Origin of the sequence: Pseudomonas sp. R45(2017) (assembly GCF_002112305.1) — a bacterium.
Taxonomy (GTDB): domain Bacteria; phylum Pseudomonadota; class Gammaproteobacteria; order Pseudomonadales; family Pseudomonadaceae; genus Aquipseudomonas; species Aquipseudomonas paraglycinae.
Window position 1 is genome coordinate 270,627 of the sequence record NZ_NEHH01000008.1, and the last position, 19,182, is coordinate 289,808.

Annotated in this window: 15 protein-coding genes and 1 tRNA gene; 10 read left to right on the plus strand and 6 right to left on the minus strand. The window is 58.6% G+C overall.

Translation table 11 applies throughout. The features are described from left to right. Positions 1 to 134 precede the first annotated feature (134 nt). The 3 genes from xylF to CAF74_RS20120 all read left to right on the plus strand — a co-directional run bounded on the left by xylF (position 135) and on the right by CAF74_RS20120 (position 3,908). Positions 135 to 1,136 (plus strand): D-xylose ABC transporter substrate-binding protein, encoded by a 1,002-nt coding sequence (xylF, locus tag CAF74_RS20110; RefSeq protein ID WP_085747510.1) that lies wholly within the window; start codon positions 135 to 137, stop codon positions 1,134 to 1,136. A gap of 78 nt (positions 1,137 to 1,214) precedes the next feature. Beyond that, positions 1,215 to 2,771, plus strand: a complete 1,557-nt coding sequence (gene xylG / locus CAF74_RS20115) for a D-xylose ABC transporter ATP-binding protein (protein WP_085747511.1) — start codon at positions 1,215 to 1,217, stop codon at positions 2,769 to 2,771. After that, positions 2,772 to 3,908, plus strand: coding sequence for a sugar ABC transporter permease (locus CAF74_RS20120; protein WP_085747512.1), 1,137 nt, complete (start codon positions 2,772 to 2,774; stop codon positions 3,906 to 3,908). 77 nt (positions 3,909 to 3,985) lie between these two features. On the opposite strand, the gene CAF74_RS20125 is transcribed toward CAF74_RS20120, so the two are convergent. From CAF74_RS20125 to CAF74_RS20135, 3 genes are all read right to left on the minus strand, one after another. Then, positions 3,986 to 6,262: a hypothetical protein gene (locus CAF74_RS20125; protein WP_085747513.1), complete on the minus strand. Its 2,277-nt coding sequence runs from the start codon at positions 6,260 to 6,262 to the stop codon at positions 3,986 to 3,988. A 24-nt stretch (positions 6,263 to 6,286) separates the two neighbouring features. Then, positions 6,287 to 6,361, minus strand: a tRNA-Lys gene (locus CAF74_RS20130). Positions 6,362 to 6,468: 107 nt separating this feature from the next. Then, complete coding sequence (locus CAF74_RS20135) at positions 6,469 to 7,350, minus strand: LysR family transcriptional regulator (RefSeq protein WP_085747514.1); 882 nt, start codon at positions 7,348 to 7,350, stop codon at positions 6,469 to 6,471. A gap of 126 nt (positions 7,351 to 7,476) precedes the next feature. Between CAF74_RS20135 and CAF74_RS20140 the strand changes: the two genes are divergently transcribed. Next, positions 7,477 to 8,466, plus strand: coding sequence for a zinc-dependent alcohol dehydrogenase family protein (locus tag CAF74_RS20140; protein WP_085747515.1), 990 nt, complete (start codon positions 7,477 to 7,479; stop codon positions 8,464 to 8,466). 88 nt (positions 8,467 to 8,554) lie between these two features. Here the strand turns inward: CAF74_RS20140 and ycaC are convergent, their stop codons facing one another. Beyond that, positions 8,555 to 9,187 carry an isochorismate family cysteine hydrolase YcaC gene (gene ycaC, locus CAF74_RS20145; RefSeq protein WP_007958138.1) on the minus strand — a complete coding sequence of 211 codons (633 nt, stop codon included), beginning with the start codon at positions 9,185 to 9,187 and terminating at the stop codon, positions 8,555 to 8,557. A gap of 219 nt (positions 9,188 to 9,406) precedes the next feature. Here ycaC and CAF74_RS20150 point away from each other — a divergent pair, with 219 nt between their 5' ends. The 5 genes from CAF74_RS20150 to CAF74_RS20170 all read left to right on the plus strand — a co-directional run bounded on the left by CAF74_RS20150 (position 9,407) and on the right by CAF74_RS20170 (position 14,983). Beyond that, positions 9,407 to 11,008, plus strand: coding sequence for a sensor domain-containing diguanylate cyclase (locus tag CAF74_RS20150; RefSeq protein WP_085747581.1), 1,602 nt, complete (start codon positions 9,407 to 9,409; stop codon positions 11,006 to 11,008). A 138-nt stretch (positions 11,009 to 11,146) separates the two neighbouring features. Further along, complete coding sequence (locus tag CAF74_RS20155; protein ID WP_085747516.1) at positions 11,147 to 11,683, plus strand: N-acetyltransferase; 537 nt, start codon at positions 11,147 to 11,149, stop codon at positions 11,681 to 11,683. A 422-nt stretch (positions 11,684 to 12,105) separates the two neighbouring features. Further along, the gene (msrA, locus tag CAF74_RS20160) at positions 12,106 to 12,612 is read left to right on the plus strand and encodes a peptide-methionine (S)-S-oxide reductase MsrA (RefSeq protein ID WP_011333723.1); all 507 of its coding nucleotides are present in this window, start codon (positions 12,106 to 12,108) and stop codon (positions 12,610 to 12,612) included. Between the two features lie 157 nt (positions 12,613 to 12,769). Continuing rightward, positions 12,770 to 14,281 (plus strand): diguanylate cyclase, encoded by a 1,512-nt coding sequence (locus CAF74_RS20165; protein WP_085747517.1) that lies wholly within the window; start codon positions 12,770 to 12,772, stop codon positions 14,279 to 14,281. A gap of 75 nt (positions 14,282 to 14,356) precedes the next feature. Then, positions 14,357 to 14,983: a DUF4157 domain-containing protein gene (locus CAF74_RS20170; protein WP_256578393.1), complete on the plus strand. Its 627-nt coding sequence runs from the start codon at positions 14,357 to 14,359 to the stop codon at positions 14,981 to 14,983. Between the two features lie 59 nt (positions 14,984 to 15,042). On the opposite strand, the gene gabP is transcribed toward CAF74_RS20170, so the two are convergent. Next, positions 15,043 to 16,449 carry a GABA permease gene (gene gabP / locus CAF74_RS20175; RefSeq protein WP_085747519.1) on the minus strand — a complete coding sequence of 469 codons (1,407 nt, stop codon included), beginning with the start codon at positions 16,447 to 16,449 and terminating at the stop codon, positions 15,043 to 15,045. A gap of 329 nt (positions 16,450 to 16,778) precedes the next feature. After that, on the minus strand, positions 16,779 to 17,993 hold the full coding sequence (locus CAF74_RS20180) for an aldose 1-epimerase family protein (RefSeq protein WP_085747520.1): 1,215 nt from the start codon (positions 17,991 to 17,993) through the stop codon (positions 16,779 to 16,781). A 571-nt stretch (positions 17,994 to 18,564) separates the two neighbouring features. On the opposite strand from CAF74_RS20180, the gene CAF74_RS20185 reads away from it, so the two are divergent. After that, on the plus strand, positions 18,565 to 18,927 hold the full coding sequence (locus tag CAF74_RS20185; RefSeq protein ID WP_085747521.1) for a DUF6124 family protein: 363 nt from the start codon (positions 18,565 to 18,567) through the stop codon (positions 18,925 to 18,927). Positions 18,928 to 19,182: the final 255 nt, after the last annotated feature.

The window sequence follows — 19,182 nt, forward strand, 5'->3', positions numbered from 1 at the left end:
GGGGACTGCGGGCGCTGTGACATTTGCGCGACAAATCTGTAGTCCGTTGCGTCAGCTGATTCTCTACAGTTCCATCAGCCCGATATTCATCGTCAGGCCGTGTCTTTCAAACAAAAATAAAAGGACGCACCACCATGAAGAATGTAAAACGCACGCTGCTGGCCAGCGCCCTGGCCCTGTTGTCGCTGCCGGTGATGGCCGACGCGGCCCATCCGAAAATCGGTTTCTCCATTGATGACCTGCGGCTGGAACGCTGGTCCCGTGACCGGGATTACTTCGTTGCGGCAGCGGAGAAAATGGACGCCAAGGTCTTCGTGCAGTCGGCCGATGCCAACGAGCAAAAGCAAATTTCGCAAATCGAAAACCTCATTTCCCGCGGCGTCGATGTCATCGTCATCGTGCCGTTCAACGCTACCGTGCTGACCAATGCGGTGGCCGAAGCGAAGAAAGCCGGGATCAAGGTCGTGTCCTATGACCGTCTGATACTCAACGCCGATATCGACGCCTACATTTCCTTCGATAACGAAAAGGTCGGCGAGATGCAGGCCAGCGGCGTGCTGCACGCAGCGCCCAAGGGCAATTACTTCCTGCTGGGCGGTGCGCCCACCGACAACAACGCGAAAGTCCTGCGCGAAGGTCAGATGAAAGTGCTGCAACCGGCCATCGACAAGGGCGATATCAAGATCGTCGGCCAGCAATGGGTGAAGGAATGGAACCCGACCGAGGCGCTGAGCATTGTTGAAAACGCCTTGACCCGCAACGACAACAAAATCGACGGCATCGTCGCCTCCAACGACGCCACGGCCGGCGGCGCCATTCAGGCCCTGGCCGCTCAGCAACTGGCCGGCAAGGTGCCGATCTCCGGACAGGACGCGGACCTGGCAGCGGTCAAGCGGGTGATCTCCGGCACTCAAACCATGACCGTTTACAAACCGCTGAAACTGATTGCCTCCGAAGCCGCCAGACTCTCGGTGCAACTGGCGCGCAACGAGAAACCCGCCTACAGCTCGCAGTACGACAACGGCAGCAAAAAAGTCGACACCATCCTGCTCACCCCGACTCCGTTGACCAAGGACAACATCGACCTGCTGGAACAGGACGGCTTCTATACCAAGGCGCAGCTCGCCGGAAAGTGACACTCAGTGAGTGATGCCCCCGCAGGCGTTTTGCGCCTGCGGGATCAGTCCAGTATCTGTCGCTTATGAGTCTCTGCCATGTCCGACTTTCTGCTGAAAATGAACGGCATCGTCAAAACCTTCGGCGGTGTCAAAGCGCTCAACGGCATCGACCTCAAGGTCCGGCCGGGCGAGTGCGTCGGGCTGTGCGGCGAGAATGGCGCCGGCAAGTCCACGCTGATGAAAATCCTGTCTGCGGTCTATCCCCATGGCACCTGGGACGGTGAAATCCTCTGGGACGGTCAACCGCTCAAGGCGCAATCGATCAGCGAAACGGAAGCCGCCGGCATCGTCATCATTCACCAGGAACTGACGCTGGTTCCCGACCTCTCGGTGGCCGAAAACATTTTTATGGGCCATGAGCTGACGCTGCCGGGTGGGCGGATGAATTACCCGGCGATGATCCACCGCGCCGAAGCCCTGATGCGCGAACTGAAAGTGCCGGACATGAATGTATCGCTGCCGGTTTCGCAGTACGGCGGCGGTTATCAGCAACTGGTGGAAATCGCCAAGGCCCTGAACAAACAGGCACGCCTGCTGATCCTCGACGAACCTTCTTCCGCCCTGACCCGTTCGGAAATAGAGGTGTTGCTGGACATCATCCGCGACCTCAAGGCCAAGGGCGTCGCCTGCGTTTATATCTCGCACAAACTCGATGAAGTGGCCGCCGTGTGTGACACCATTTCGGTGATCCGGGACGGTAAACACATCGCCACGACCGCCATGGAAAACATGGATATTCCCCAGATCATCACCCAGATGGTCGGCCGGGAAATGAGCAACCTCTACCCCACCGAACCCCACGACATCGGCGAGGTGATTTTCGAGGCGCGCCACATCACCTGCTACGACGTCGACAACCCCAAACGCAAACGGGTCGACGACGTTTCGTTCAGCCTCAAACGCGGGGAAATCCTCGGCATCGCCGGGCTGGTCGGTGCCGGCCGCACGGAGCTTGTGACCGCGCTGTTTGGCGCCTACCCCGGTCGCCACGAAGGCGAAGTCTGGCTGGACGGCCACCCCATCGACACCCGTACGCCGCTCAAATCAATTCGCGCCGGCGTGTGCCTGGTGCCCGAAGACCGCAAGCGTCAGGGGATCATTCCCGACCTGGGTGTCGGCCAGAACATCACCCTGGCCGTGCTGGACAGTTTCTCGAAACTGACCCGCATCGACGCCGAAGCCGAACTGGGCAGCATCGATCGGGAAATTTCGCGCCTGCACCTGAAGACCGCGAGCCCGTTCCTGCCGATCACCAGCCTGTCCGGAGGCAATCAACAAAAAGCCGTGTTGGCGAAGATGCTGCTGACCAGGCCCCGGGTGCTGATCCTCGACGAGCCGACCCGAGGGGTGGATGTCGGCGCGAAGTACGAGATCTACAAGTTGATGGGGATGCTGGCCGCCGAAGGCGTGTCGATCATCATGGTGTCTTCGGAACTGGCCGAGGTGCTCGGCGTTTCCGACCGCGTACTGGTGATCGGCGAAGGCCGGTTGCAGGGCGATTTCATCAACCGCGAACTCACTCAGGAACAGGTGCTCGCCGCAGCACTCAGCCAGCCTGACAGCCATAACAATAAAGATCGGAAATCCGCGTAAATGAATCAGGTCAAACAACTTTTCACCCGCTACAAGATGCTCGCACTGGTGTTTGCCGTGGCGCTGATCTGGCTGTTCTTCAGCTGGCAGACCGAGGGCGGATTCCTGACACCGCGCAACCTCTCCAACCTGCTGCGCCAGATGTCCATCACCGGGATCCTCGCCTGCGGCATGGTGCTGGTCATCATCAGCGGCGAGATCGATCTGTCGGTCGGCTCATTGCTGGGCCTGCTCGGTGGCGTGGCAGCCATTCTCGACGTTGTCTATCACATACCGCTGCTGGCGAACCTGAGCCTTGTGGTGGTGTGCGGATTGCTGATCGGCCTCGCCAACGGTTACATGGCGGCGTACCTGCGCATTCCGTCATTTATCGTGGGGCTGGGCGGGATGCTGGCGTTCCGGGGGATTTTGCTGGGAATCACCGGAGGCACGACCATTGCGCCGGTGTCTCCGGAGCTTGTTTACATTGGCCAAGGTTATTTGCCACATGCAATCGGCGCCGGCCTGGGCGTCCTGCTGTTCGCACTGACGATGTTCCTGACCTGGAAACAACGGCGCAATCGCGCCCTTCACGGCCTCGCGGCACACTCACTGGTGCGTGACGTGGCACGCGTGTTGTTGATCGGCGCGGTGCTGGCCGGGTTTGTCCAGACCCTCAACAGCTATGACGGCATTCCCGTGCCGGTCCTGCTTCTGTTGATTCTATTGGGCGGATTCAGCTACGTGACCAGCCAGACCGTGTTCGGCCGACGCGTCTATTCCGTGGGCAGCAACATGGAAGCGACGCGCCTGTCCGGTATCAATGTGCAGGCCGTGAAACTCTGGATTTTCGGGATCATGGGCGTGATGTGCGCCCTCGCCGGCGTGGTCAACACTGCGCGCCTGGCCGCCGGCTCCCCCTCGGCCGGCAGCATGGGCGAACTCGACGCCATCGCCGCCTGCTTCATCGGCGGCACCTCGATGCGCGGCGGTTCCGGCACGGTCTATGGCGCCCTCCTCGGCGCGTTGGTCATCACCAGCCTGGACAACGGCATGTCCATGCTCGACGTCGACAGTTACTGGCAGATGATCGTCAAGGGCAGCATTCTGGTGTTGGCGGTTTGGGTGGATGTGAGTACGCGGACCGGGCGGCGTTGAAATGAAGGCATCTCTGAAAATGCGAAAAGCCTGCTTTTGAAGGCAGGCTTTTCGTTACGCCTGGAGCTTTCCGATATCTAGGAAGGCATCAGCCAGTGCCGTTCAGTGGTCCACCCAAGAAAAACCTTACTTCCCTCGCGCTCTTGGTGAGCCGAAGTCAACCGACACCCAGATACCGCCATGCGCAACCCGATCATGGCGGGAAGAAATCGTCCCTGAAATGCGCCGGATTGAGCGGCGAAGTGCACTTCAATGTTTCCAAGCACGCTCTCCAATCGAGACTGATCCAGCATCGACAGATAAAACATCATCTGGCGCCACGCATACGCGGTGTTTTTCAACATGACCAGACGTGCATGGTAGAACTTGATCTGCATCTGCTGCCGACTGCATATCCATTTGAAACATGCCTCGGCCATTGAACCCAAGCGATCATGTAACAGCGTCTTCAGGTCCAGATCATCAAACAGGATTGCCAGATTTTGCGTGGTCAATATCTGTTGCTGTTCGATGATCGTGCCGTTGTTCGCCGGGCTCCATCTACCGATATCGGCATTCGCCCGCCGCGCGCACAAACCAGCCAGCACACCACTGTTGCTTCGTGAATTCCGCTGCTTGGGTAGTGCAGCCAACTGATCCATATCGATATCGTAATAGCGTGCGTAAAGAGATCCGGCCATCAGCCGGACTGAACGCTTGGCAGCCTTCACGAACTTGCCGGAGAAAGCGCCCATGAAAATGTCAGCCGCGATCTCCTCTACGAAGGGAAGATCCAGCTTGGCCAATTCGGCAAGCGAGGAAAATTCCTGAAGCAACTTGTTTGGCAGAATGGCCTGAGGAAATGCAACAAGGGTCAATGCGGACGCCTCGACCAAAGCCTGTCTGGCACCTTCAATCGCCAGAGCTCCCGCCTCGTACTCGGTCTCCAGGGCTTTCACCCAAGGTAAATCATCGACTCTCACCTGACGCTGCATGTTCAGCAGTAATAGAGAGCGTCGACGCCTGAACGCACAATAAGTTGCGACAGACAGTGCCCGCAGCGCTACGTCTCGATATCCGGCGCTACAGATTTGCGCCGTCATCGCTGGCAGCACTTTCGCCACGGTATCTGCGGATGTAATGACCCCATGTTCAATCAACTCTGCAACCGTTCCCTTTCGGCAGCGTTCGAGGCGTCGACGAATCGAAGGAGGAATGGTCTCCCCCTCCTTCAATGAATAAGCCTTCGCCTCTTCGTTGGTGATGGGCGTCAGTAACGGCGCGAAATCAGAGATGCCTTCCGAGACTGGATATCTCGCCAGTCGCGCGGAAGCAGCCTTGGCAATCAGATGGTGTGCCGAGGCTGATACGTGATGGCGCTGCTGTGCGCGCTTGCTGGAATGTTCTTCGGACTCAGGGTGTCCATGCTTGGCTACAAAGTCGTCGACGATTCTGCGAATGCGCCCAACCTGGCGCCCCGTTAGCGATGCAGGATCGATAGAGCATTGCTTGAGCAATGCCAGCAACTCCGCCGCCCGATCACTGGAGTTACCCGCGCGGCGGGGATCAGCCTCAGTGGCGATATCAAATTCTTTACCGAGCACCGAAGCGCGCTCGAACCAGCCTTCAGGGTAATGCCTGCAAGGCCAACCATCGTTGTACGTCAGCAGGAACAGCGAGACCGCCGTGTCGTAGAGGGGCAACTTGCGTTCAACAACATGCTTTTGGACGGTAAGACGAGGCTGGGGTAAGAGGTCGGACAGCCGCAGGCTGATTTGACCAGCATTGAAAACTTCAACTTCAGCCATCGAGAGTGGGCGCTCGTTGGCTGCCGCGGGAAAGAAACGCACTCGTTCGAAGAAAGGCGCGATCTGCTCGATCAACGTCCTGGCTTCTTCGACGCGTTGTTGCCCCAGAAACCAGGCCACTGTCAGCAACGCGGCCTCTTCCGGTACATCGATCCGATAGTCTTCGTTCGTCAATCGCTCTTGCAGCGTTCTTACGCCTTCGTCTGAAAGATGCCACCTATTCAAATCGAGCCGTTCGTAACCCGCTCGAATGCCGGGAATCGATGACGCCAACAGGCGCTCATGAGCGGTCAACTCGCCACCGGCCAGAAGGTTGCCCGTTGCAAAGCCGCCAGTGGCCACTTCCAGCGTGATCCATTCTGGCAGGTCGGCAAACGGCGTCCGCGAGCCATACAGTGTACGGCCATGCATCAGGTTTTCGAGAACCTTTTGCCAGCGTTCGATCCTGGCAAGTGCTTTCGGACTGGCGTCATTGTCGCGTGCAGTAAGCGCGCGAGACAGTTGAAAGTGCGCATAACCGGCGTTTATTTCGCCGAACGCACCCGATTCACCCTCAGGCCTGGACATACTTCCTTGTGACCTACTATGTAGTGGGTCCGGGGGCTGGATTCGAACCAGCGCCCACCCGGTTAAGAGCCGAGTGTTCTACCGCTGAACTACCCCGGAACAGAGCGCGCATTGTCGATGAGTCGCGAAAGTATGTGAAGCTCGGATTCAGGGATTTTGTTGCGACAAATCTCTGATCGTTAAGCCTTCATCACTCAATGCAGCGCTTATCCAAACGCTACGCGCACAAAATCAATAAAACTCCTCAACTTCGGCGTCAGCCTCGGATCCGGCGCATACAGAAGATTCATCGGCGAAACCGGCACCTTGTACTGCGGCAGCAGACTTACCAGCGTCCCGCTTCTCAGCGAATCCTTGACCAGCTCCAGCGGCAGCATCACCACCCCCAGCCCCGCGACGGCCCCGGACAGTAACGGATCGCCCTGATTAATCGTCAATCGGCTTTTAATCGGTACATCGATACAGCCTTCCGGGCCTTCGAATCGCAGGTGTGAGCGGCCGTCCGAATAGGCGAACGCCAGACATTCATGCTCCTGAAGGTCCCAAGGCGTGGTGATGGTTGGGCGGCGTGCGAGGTAGGACGGTGCCGCGCACAGCACCATTTGATAGGGCATCAGCGGCAGTGCCTTCAGGCCGCTGTCGGCGAGTTCGCCGATGCGAAATACAGCGTCGTATCCGCCGTCCACCAGGTCGACCAGTTCGTTCGACAGCGTCAGGTCCACCGACACTTGCGGATAACGAACCATGTACTCCAGCAGCTTCGGCGACAGCGAACTGACGCCGAACGTGACGGGCGCATTGATCCGCAACCGGCCGCTGGGCACGCCACGGGTCACGGCGGCCATTTCTTCAGCGGCGTCCATGTCGGCCAGAATCAGCTTGGCCCGCTGATAGAACGTGCGGCCGAAATCCGTGAGGCTTTGCTTGCGGGTGGTGCGGTTGAGCAGCGAAACGCCCAGATGCTGCTCGAGCATCTTCACTTGCTTGCCGACCATTTGCGGGGACAGGTTGAGTTCGTCCGCCACCGCGCTGAAGGAGCCCAGCTCCACCGCTTTGACGAAGGTGGCCATGAGTGTGAGGCGATCCATTGGAAACTCGTTGTTTCTAGTGTTGCGCCATCCTAGGCCTTTATCCGGAGCAGGCCAAAGCCTAAATTGGCGTCCATGGCACCGGCTCACGTCGGTGCAATTTCATCGATAACCGAGGAAGTACAGATGGCACGCATTGTCAGGATTCATGAATACGGTGACGCGAGCGTCCTCAAACTGGAAAACGTCGACGTCCCGGCGCCCGCTGCGGACGAAGTGCAGATCGAGGTCAAAGCCTTTGGCCTGAATCGCGCCGAAGTGATGTTCCGTAATCACGCCTATCTGCAGGAAGCGGAGTTTCCCAGCCGTCTCGGCTACGAAGCGGCCGGTGTGGTGGTGGCGGTCGGCGCCAACGTCAGCGAGTTCAAGATCGGTGATGCCGTCAGCCTGATTCCGCCGCTGGACATCGCGCGCTGGGGCACTTACGGCGAACTGGCCAACGTACCCGCCCACCTCACCGTCAAACACCCGCAGAACCTGTCGTTTGAACAAGCGGCGGCGTCCTGGATGCAATACGTCACCGCGTGGGGTGCGCTGGTCGAACAGGCCAAACTGCAAAAGGACGATTTCGTGATCGTCACCGCCGCCTCCAGCAGCGTCGGCCTGGCAGCCTTCCAGATCGCGAAAATGGTCGGCGCCACCTCGATTGCCGTCACCCGCACCCGCGCCAAGAAACAAGCCTTGCTCGACGCTGGCGCCGCACACGTGATCGTCAGCGACGAAGAAGATATGGTTGCAGCCGTCATGGCGCTGACCGACGGCAAAGGCGCGCGGGTGGTGTTCGATCCGGTGGGCGGCCCGTCGTTCGAACCGCTGACCCAAAGCATGGCGCGCGGCGGCATCCTGCTGGAGTACGGCGCATTGAGCCCGGAACCGACGCCGTTCCCGCTGTTCACCGTGCTCGGCAAATGCCTCACCCTCAAGGGTTACCTCTACACGGAGATCGTCTCCGACCCGGCCACCTTGGCGCGCGCCAAGGTTTTCATCGGCGAAGGGCTGGCATCCGGCGCGCTGCAACCGATCATTGCCAGGACATTTGCCCTGGATGACATTCAGGAAGCGCATCGCTTTCTTGAGGCCAACCAGCAGGTCGGGAAAATTGTCGTCACGGTTTGAGGTGACGAGTCCCCTGCACTGCTGTTTGCGGTAGAAACGACGAAAGCCTGCTTTTTTCAAAGCAGGCTTTCGTCTATCCGGCATCCGGTTATTTCTGATGCGCCGTCAGTGCCGCATAACCGTTCATCAAGTTGCGGTAGTTCGGGATGCGCTGGGACAGCAGGTTGCCCAGGCCTTCGATGTCGTTGCGCCAGTCGCGGTGCAGTTCGCAGGCTACCGAGAACCAATTCATCATCTGTGCACCGGCCTGGGTCATGCGGTTCCACGCCGCTTGCTGCACGGTGGTGTTGAAGGTGCCGGAGGCATCGGTCACCACGAACACGTCAAACCCTTCCGCCAGCGCCGACAGGGTCGGGAACGCTACGCACACATCGGTCACGACACCGGCAATGATGATCTGCTTGCGGCCGGTGGCCTTGATCGCCTTGACGAAGTCTTCGTTGTCCCAGGCGTTGATCTGGCCTGGACGGGCGATGTACGGCGCGTCCGGGAACATTTCCTTGAGTTCCGGCACCAACGGGCCGTTCGGGCCTTGTTCGAAGCTGGTGGTGAGGATGGTCGGCAACTCGAAGAATTTGGCCAGATCGGCCAGCGCCAGCACGTTGTTCTTGAACTCGTTTGGCGAGAAGTCCTGAACCAGAGAAATCAGACCGGTCTGGTGGTCGACCAGCAGAACCACGGCGTCGTCTTTGTTCAGGCGGTTGTAGGTTGGAGTGCTCATGTGTGAATCCCTTTTTAGTTGTGGAAGTGCGTTTGCGTTCAAGATGGGCACAGATTACTGACTCGCCTGAAAGCGATAAATCGTCTGAAAAGCGTTTCACCGTCAACTCAAAACGGACAATCCGCTCTAACTGCCGAGCAGATCACACAGCCAGCCCGACCTTCCCTCCGATCCTTGTCATACTGTTCACTCGCTCACAACGACAGCCAGGGAATGTTGATGCCCGGACGCAAGACGCAAGCGCCCACCCCAGATGAAACACCGCGCGCGCCTCGCCAAGGCGTGAAGGCCGGCTCGACCTTTCGCCTGACCGTCAGTTTCATGCTGATGGTGGTCGTGGCTTTTCTGACCGTCGAGAGCTGGAGGACGTGGCGCGATTACCGTTCGGTGTTTGCTTCCGCACGCGATTCGGTGACCAACCTCGCCCGCGCCACGGCGCAACACGCCGAGGACACCATCCGTCAGGTCGATGTGCTGACTGCGGGGCTGGCCGAGCGGGTCGAAGGCGATGGTTTGCAGAACCTGGATGTGGCGCGGATTCACAAGCTGCTCATCCAGCAATCGAAAATCATGCCGCAGCTGCATGGCCTGTTCATCTACGGCCCGGACGGCCAGTGGATCGTGACCGACAAGGAGGTCACGCCTGAGACGGCCAACAATGCCGACCGCGATTATTTCCAGTATCACCGCACCCATGAAGACCGGCGCGTGCGTATCGGCCAAGTGGTGGAAAGCCGTTCCACCCATGACCTGATCATTCCGATCTCGCGGCGTTTGAATAACCCCGACGGATCGTTCGCCGGCGTGCTGCTGGGGACGGTCAAGGTCAGTTATTTCGTCGATTATTACGGTGACTTCCGCATCGATGACAAAGGCGCACTGGTGCTGGCGATGCGCGACGGCACGATCCTCGTGCGCCGGCCGTTCATTGCCTCCGTGGTTGGCAAAAGCCTGGCGAACAGCGAGATCTTCAAGACCTACCTGCCCAACGCCAATCAGGGCATTGTCCAGATCCGGGCGGTGGTCGACGACACCGAACGCCTTTACGGCTATCGCGCCCTGACCACCTACCCACTGGTGGTCGAGGCTGGTTTGTCCCGGGATTCCATCGTTGCGCCGTGGCGCCAGGACCTGCTGAAAAACGGCTTCGTGCTGGTGTTCCTGATTCTGGTGCTGGCCTGTTTCGGGCTCATCGTCCTGAGCCAGTTGCGCCAGCGGATGGCGATGGAACGGGAGATTCGCTCGGCGCACAAAACGATGCGCGACATGGCGCTGACTGACAGCCTCACCGGCCTCGGCAACCGTCGGCGCCTGGACGCGGCGCTGACGGATGAGATTCGCCTGGCCCGACGTCAGGGTTCGCCGCTGTCATTGATCATGCTCGATGTCGACTACTTCAAGCGCTACAACGACCAGTACGGCCACGCCGCCGGCGATGACTGCCTGATCGCGGTCGGCGACGGCATCCGCAAAGCAGTCAAGCGGCCTTCGGACCTCGCCGTACGCTACGGCGGCGAGGAATTCACCGTGCTATTGCCCAACACCGACAGCGCCGGGGCAATTCAGGTGGCTGAAGATATTTTGCAGACCATTCGCTCGCTGGAACTTGAACATGCCGGGCATCCGCTGGGGTATGTCACTGCGAGTGCGGGGATTACCACGCGCTTTCCGGTTGACGATGCGGTGACCCCGGCCACTTTGCTCAAGTCCGCCGATACCTGTCTGTATCAGGCCAAGCAGCAAGGGCGAAATCGCTGGTGCTCGGCGCAGGCATTCCGGCAGATCCAGCCGATTGCGGCGATGCCGCGGACGGATCGCTGAATGTGACTAAAACCAGCCAATTCCTGCGTCCTTCACGCACATAAGCAGCGTCCTACAGCAGCCGTCCCTCACGCCTGATTACGTGGGCACCCTCGCCTTCGATACCGTCTTCTGCCTGAACCGGACAGAACACAGACGATGCGAAGAAAAGGCAAAGGTACCGAACTCCGAAACCAAACGCTCAAATCAGAAGCCCGCAAACTTGCGCACGAAACGCTTTCCATGGATCCAGGAGCTCTGGCAGCCGGGATTGATGCTCAGTTGCTCAGGATCGACCCGATCACGCCCTTGGCAATCAACGCATACCATCAGTGGAGCGGGCCCATTGGATACCCATGGGATGATGTACTTGAGTGGAAAACAAAAGATGCAAAAGGTCTGGACTTGGCTTTCTGGTACGAAGATGAGCTGTGCGGTTTGTGCTATGCAACGCCACGAAAAAGCACAATCTGCATAAAAATCGTTCTTTTGCAGGGTCACACCTACAAGGCCCATACCCTGCGAGGCTGGATCGCACCAATGGCACTACTGACAACAGAGTTCTATGCCCGAAAGCTGGGATGTACCGAAATTGAAGTACAAGAACCTGACTCAGGTGCTATCTCCTACTACCAAACGCTTGGATTTTATTTTGACACGACTGACCGCCTTGTCTTTCCACTGGTCCACCCATAAGATCGACTCAAGCAACCCGGCACGAGAGGTGTCCATGAAACACAAGAAGCCAAAAGCCCAATCAGCGCCTGCTTCCAGACTTCGTGCCGAAGAACCCTGTTTGCCCAACAGGGTCTCCGCCAGTCAGCGGCATTTTTTGAAAGTAGCCGCAGCCTGTGGCAAAGAAATGGAGCCTGATGGTTGGCTCGCCGGTGGCAGAACCTGAATCCCGCTTTGAAAAAACCGCCTGATTGGCGGTTTTTTTTCGCTTCAATATTGGCGTGCCCCGCGCCGGGCGCTCCAAAGACAGTGACGTGAAGCAAAAGCAGGAGAATTCCGAAAGCCCGCACTTCATGGTTTATTTACCGACTCAACCTTGGAATCAGCCCACACTCCCTCATATCAAGAAACATCTGCGACCCACTCGAGAGGAAGGACATGCCATGACCACTCAAACCGAAACTGCCATTCTTGCCGGCGGCTGCTTCTGGGGCATGCAGGATCTGTTGCGCCGCTACCCCGGCGTGCTGCAGACGCGGGTCGGTTACACCGGCGGCGATGTGCCGAACGCCACCTACCGCAATCATGGTAACCACGCCGAAGCCATCGAAATCGTCTTCGACCCCGCCGTGATCAGCTATCGGCAGATCCTTGAGTTTTTCTTTCAGATCCACGACCCGAGCACACCCAACCGTCAGGGCAACGACCTCGGTCCGAGCTATCGTTCGGCGATCTATTACCTGAACGAGCAGCAACGCGATATCGCTGAAGACACTGCGGCTGATGTCGATGCATCGGGCCTGTGGCCAGGCCGGGTGGTCACTGAAATCGAACCGGCGGGACCGTTCTGGGAAGCGGAGCCAGAGCATCAGGACTACCTCGAGCGCATTCCGAATGGCTACACCTGCCACTTCATTCGCCCGAACTGGAAGCTGCCCAAACGCGGTTGAGGTCGAGAGGGGCTCGGTGCTGTAACCCGTTCATCTATTGCTGCAGCGACACCTGACTGCTTGTATCCTTGCGCGCGATGAGGACAAACGGCTGCCGTTATTGCCTTGATCCAATAGCCTCTGGAACGGAAAAACGGACTTTCCATAAGGTAGTGACGTGAAGCGAGATACGCACCTGGTTGTGCTTTTGCTGTTGGTTATCGGCTGTTCCCTGGCCTCACTGACTGTCTGGAAGGTGCTGGCCTCTCGAGAGCGAGCGCTGGAGGAAGTAGACGTTCACGGGTTGAACCTGACCCAGGCGCTTGTCACCTATTCCGAAGGCATTGTCCGCCAAAGTTCGGCGCTTTTGCTCGGGCTCGTCGAACGCCTGGAAACCGAAGGCAGTGGCCCCGTTCAGATCCAGCGGATCAGATCGCTGATCGACCGGCAGGAACCGCTGATGCCACAGCTCAGCGGCATCACCATCTACGACAGTCAGGGACGCTGGCTGATGTCGTCCAACCGGCCGATTCCGGCCGGGGCGAATAGCAGTGATCGGGCCTATTTCATTCATCACCGCGATGATCCCTCCCCCGAGACCTTTATCGGTCCGCCCATTCAGAGCCGCTCCAATCAGGAATGGGTCATCACCGTCAGTCGACGCTTCAATGATGCTCGCGGTGAGTTTGCCGGTGTGGTCGCGGTGACCTTGGGCATCGAAAACTTTCTGCGGCTGTTTGGAAAGATCGATGTCGGCCAGGAGGGTGCCATCGGGCTGTCCTATACCGATGGTACGTTGCTGGTTCGCTACCCTTTCCGCGAGCAGGACATGGGGCGCAATTTTTCAAAGTCGCCGATCTACGCCAAGTATCTGGTGGATCGCTCTGTCGGCACCGCCTCGTTCACCTCCAGCCTGGACGGTGTGGAAAGGCTCTACGCCTTTCGCAAAAGTGACCGGCTGCCGCTGATCACGACCGTCGCACTCGGGAAACGCGAAGCCCTCGCCGCGTGGCGAACGGAGGCGCTGCTATCGGCCGTGGTGGTAACGGGCCTGCTCGCGCTTACCGGTCTCATCGGTTGGTTTTTGATACTGGATATCCGACGCAGAACCCAAGTAGAAGCGGAGTTGATGGGCACTCAGCAGCAGTTGCTTTCGTCAAACAGGCAACTCGAGTTGTTGGCGATGAAGGACGCCTTGACCGGTCTGGCCAATCGACGCTGCTTCGATGTGACGCTGGACCTGGAGGCGCGACGAGCGCAGCGCGACGGCACGTCCTTGGCACTGCTGATGATTGATATCGACTACTTCAAACTGTTCAACGATTCCTACGGGCATGTTGCCGGCGACGATTGCCTGCAACGCGTTGGCAACGTCGTGGAGACGTGCGTGCGCCGTCCCTCGGATCTTGTGGCGCGGTATGGCGGTGAAGAGATGGGCGTCATCATGCCCAATACCGACAGCGAAGGTGCGCAGATCGTGGCGCAACTGATCCTCGACCGGTTGCAGCAAGCGAACATTTCCCACGAATCCAGTCCGTTGGGGCGAGTGAGTGTCAGCATCGGGATTGCCACTGCCGCCGGTTCCCGACTCACCCCCGTGCAAGGTTTGATCGAAGCCGCCGATCAGGCGCTGTACAGTGCCAAGGCCTTGGGGCGAAACAGGTCGGTGAAACTGCCGGGCTTGATCTAGCCTTAAGTGAAACCACGCGGGAGAAAACCACCATGCCCCTCCCCGAGCCACTCGCGCTGACAACCCGTAGATGGAATGACTATGTATGGGGCAACGCAAAATGAAAGGGTCGTACACCGAGGGGCCTTTGGCGCGTCCTCCTTTTTGTCCTTGGTCCTTTGCTTGACGCTTGCAGCACCAGCCCAGGCTGACACCTGCCCTGCCGGCGAAAAACAAGTATGCCTCGACAGCTGCATTTGCCTGCCGGACCCGGTGCGCCTGTCTGAAGACCTTTTCCGGATCGCGGCACCAGCTCTGGCGCTGGGATTGAGCCAGGCCCGCGCCGAAGCCGCCACTACCGACATCAAACCGATTCCACCGCACATCCGGAAGCAACTGCTGCGCTGGTATGACCCCAGCGTCCTCGATGCCGTGCACTACAAAGTCACCAACGACGGCCAATACAACGCCGCCACGGCCATCCTGCAAAACCCGGATGTCGGCGCGGTGACGCTGATCGACATCATCCTGTTCCGCGACGCTGAGTCCGCAGAGCAGAACGTGGCGCTCTGGGCGCACGAACTGAAGCATGTGCAGCAGTTTCAGGAATGGGGAGTCGAAGGGTTTGCGCAGCGGTATTCGCAGGATTTCAATGCGGTCGAGGCTCCGGCGTATGCGATACAGGGCGAGGTCAGACGTTGGCTGCGAGCCGAAGCCCGATGATCGGACATCCCCTGCGTCCGTGCCGGGGATAGCCCCACCGTTCAAGCATCAGAAAAACCCTAGGCCTTGCCCGCCGAAACCGCCGCCCTCGCCTGCCCATGTTGCCGCGTGGTCACCAGCCCGATAAACGAAATTGCCAGCGCCAGCCCAATGGTCGACGTCACTTCCAGACGATGCTCGGGCGTCACCATCATCACCGCCAGCGCAGCGCAGATGAACGCGATCACCAGCCACGTCAGCCATGGAAACAGCCACATGCGAAACGTCAGCTCGACGTTTTGCCGACGCAACATCCGGCGCATGCGCAATTGCGAAACCGCGATCACCAGATACACCAGCAACGCAATCGCGCCGGAGCTGGCGAGCAGAAACTGGAACAGCCCCGCCGGCATGAAATAGCTGAACAGCGTCACCCCGGCGCCGATCACGGTGCTGGCAATCACCGCTGCCCTCGGCACGCCCGCTGCAGAGGTAACCTTTAACGGTTGCGGAGCATCGCCGCGACGACCCAGCGAGAACAGCATCCGCGAGGAAATGTAGATCGAGGAATTCATGCAACTGGCCACCGCGATCAGCACGACCACATCGACCAGGAATTTGGCATTGGGAACGTTCATCAGCTCCAGCGCGCGCTGGTAAGAGCCGACCGACGCCAGCAGCGGATCGTTCCAGGGCACCACGGAAATCACCACGAAAATCGACAGCAGATAAAACACGCCGATGCGCCAGATCACCGAGCGCGTGGCCTTGGCGATGTTCTGCGCCGGGTTGCTCGATTCGGCGGCCGCGATGGTCACCGCTTCCGTCCCGATAAAACTGAACATGATGGTGATGAAAGCCCCGACCACCGCCGACAAACCATTGGGCGCAAACCCGCCGTGTTCCTCCATCAAGCGGCTCAAACCGCTGGCCTCACGCTCCGGAATCCAGCCCATCAACACCGCAAAACCCAGCCCGATGAACCCGATGATCGCCACCACTTTGGCCATCGCAAACCAGAACTCGAACTCGCCGTACTTGGACACGCTGAACAGGTTGGTCACCACCAGCAAAATGATCGACAGCAACGCGAACAACCACGCATCGACCTGCGGAAACCACTGATTCAAGACATGCCCGGCGGCCAGCGCTTCGATCGGAATGACCAGCACCCAGAACCACCAATACAACCAACCAATGGTGAACCCCGCCCAACGGCCGATGGCCTGATCGGCATAGGTGGAAAACGATCCCGTGTCCGGATGGGCCACGGCCATTTCACCGAGCATGCGCATGACCAGCACGACCAGCAGACCGGAGAAGAGATAAGCAAGCAAGACTGCCGGGCCGGCGGCGGCAATGGCGTGGCCGGAGCCGACAAACAGCCCCGCACCGATGATGCCGGCAATGGAAAGCATGGTGACATGACGCGGCTTGAAGCCCTGCGCCAACTGACCGTTCGAGTCCTTCGAGTTCAGACTATTCATTGTTTTTGTTGTTCTCTGGTGATCGACGTTTGGGCGTACTGACGACGTGTCAGGCGATCATCATTTCTTCCTGTTGCCCTGCTCCAGAGCGGCGCACCTCAAGCGCTGCAGCGTTACAAATCGGTCGGACGACGACGCAGGGCGATGAAATGATGCGTCACCTTACGTGCCTGGAGTTGATCGCAAATAGCCTGGGAGCGGCACGACGGTGTCTGATTTCGACATGGTGAATGGCATTCGGGCCCGTTCGAGAGCGCCATCACAGAATAAAAAAGGGGCGCTGATTTATTCAGGAAAAATAAATCAGTCCCCCCTTTTTCTGGCCGGTGTCAGCCCTTGGTCAGATCAACCAACGGTGTCTGCCGCACCTCGGTCTCCCGCCCGCCCTGAATGTCGCTCACCTGCTTCAAGGCCTTATCCACCGCCGCCTTATCCGCCAACAAGCTGTAGCTGATGCGGAACTGTTTGTGTTCCTTCGGCCCGATGGTGGGTACCAGGTTCAGTGGTCGCTGATAACGGCGGTTGTAGGAAAAACTCGTCCCCGGCTCCAGCCCGGTGACATAACCCTGACCTTGGGTATCGGTGTTCTTCCACAGAGAAAACACCGGCAATGTCTGCGTATTGAAGCCAACCGAAACGCCCAGGCTGCCGGCCTTGTTATGCAACACGGTCAGCGTATCGCCCTTGGCATCGGCATACGGCACGACGTTGTAAACCGTTTCGTCGTAGTCCTTGGTCGGTGCGCGGTAGGTTTGCCATTCAGCCAAATCGCCCTTGGCTTTGTCGTTGAACGGCGACACCTGTTTCACCGGCGCGGCGAAACGAGCGCCCTGCTCCAGGAACGGGGTGCTGAAGTTGCTGTGGTACAGCGCCTGGTATTCCTTCGGATAATCACCGTTGTTGGTCAGGGCGTCGTTAAGCGCGAACACTACGCTGCCGGGTTCGGTGACCAGTTCGGTGGCGACGGAGAAGTCGACTTTCTTGAACGCCTGCTCTTTCAGCTCACCGCGCAGGGTAATGGCGTACGGTGGCTTTTCATCGATGTGCAGGGTGACTTTGTTCGCCGGAATGTTGGCGGCCCGACCGTGCAGGGTCAGCAGTTCGCCGTTGTCGACGCCGGGGTGACCGACCCATTCGTATCCGCAGCGGGTCACCAACTCATTGAAGCCTTCGAGCCAGCCCAGACCACCGCGGCCATTGAGTTCGATGAAGGACGGATTGACCACCTCCTTGACCGGCGAATCCCAACCCATACGCACGTCGCCGACCGAGGCCTGCAAGACGTTCATTCCCCGCGTCGGCACCACCGAGAGTTTCATCGTGCCGTTATCGATGTCGACAATGCTGACGCCCTCCTGCCGACCGCCATGCAAGGTGCGCAGGCTGACGCTGAAAGGCTTGTCGGTTTTCACGCCGAGTTGCTGGCTGGTGATCTGCCAGTTTTGAGCAGCTTTATCGGTGTCGAGCAGAACGTAATCCCAGGCCATGGCGTGGGAGGCAGCGGACAGTGCGCTGAGGGCAACAACGAGTTTGAGCGGGGTCATGGGAGCAGCCTTTTCTTGGAGTTGTGCCGTTTTTATAAACCTGCTGAAACGTTTCATCAAGCTTAAAAAGTGATGTGCGCTGGTAGGTGCCGAGAAAGAATGGGTACGGACAGGAAAATTGAAATCGATGGGATCGCGTGATCCCGCAGGCTGGAGTCCGCTTTTATTCTGCAGCGGATGGACGTCTGATTTCGACATTGCGAGGCAGCGTGTTTAAGCGTTTTTCGAATGGTGTTTAGAAACGCCCGGCATTACTTCCCCACGGCTACAGCGTCTTGCGTCATTGCCTACGACTACGCCAGAATCCGCCGGCTTGTGCGTCTGGGGTGCGGGTTTTATCGTTTCCGGGTCACTGAAAAACAGTGATCGGGTTTGGTAGCCCGGATTACCTGTCGCATCGCAACACCAGATTGCAGGCACTCTTTCGTCCTCTGTTTTATGGTGGCCATGCGTAGGGCGTCTTCGGACGCGCCGGGTATCCAGGTGACCGGTCTACCAACCTCCGTATGGCCACCACCCTCGTTTGGTAGCGAGGCTGATGGCTCCACTTTCTCACCCTGGAGTTACATCTATGTTCAAGCCAACACCGAACCCACCGGAAACCGATCCGGTATCTCCCTACAAATTCCCCGATTCTCGAACTCTCAACGAGGCGGCAGAACGCGCGCTCGATCACTACCTCACCCCACAGCAACGGATCATGGGTAGCCATCACAAACACGACCCCATGTACTTGGCGAATCCGGCTTACAACACTGAATCACTCCTGGCCAACGCCAGCGAATCACTGAGCTCGGCCAGCGAAATGCTCAACAACTTTGCGGCCACGCTGGAGCCTGCCCATCGCAAGACTGCGATCGGAATTGCGCAGTTGGTGATGTTGAGTGAGTTGGCGGTGAATCAGGCGTTGGATCATGTTGAGGTGAAGACCTGAAAACCAACCCCTCAGTCATGACGGCTTGAGAAAACGATGCCAGCCGAAGCTGCCACAATGAATGGCAGCTATCGGCCAAAAGCGGACATTGGCATGCTACCGCTGTCGGCCAAAAGCAGCCGATGGACTGAGCGATAACTCATTTATAGCTATGCTTGAGTTACTGGCGGAGGGGTAGTAGAAACCCAGGCAAAGCGCGTCTGACATCAGTGTACGGCGGGCGCAAGGTGCGTCATCCGTGCATGTGCTCGCTGA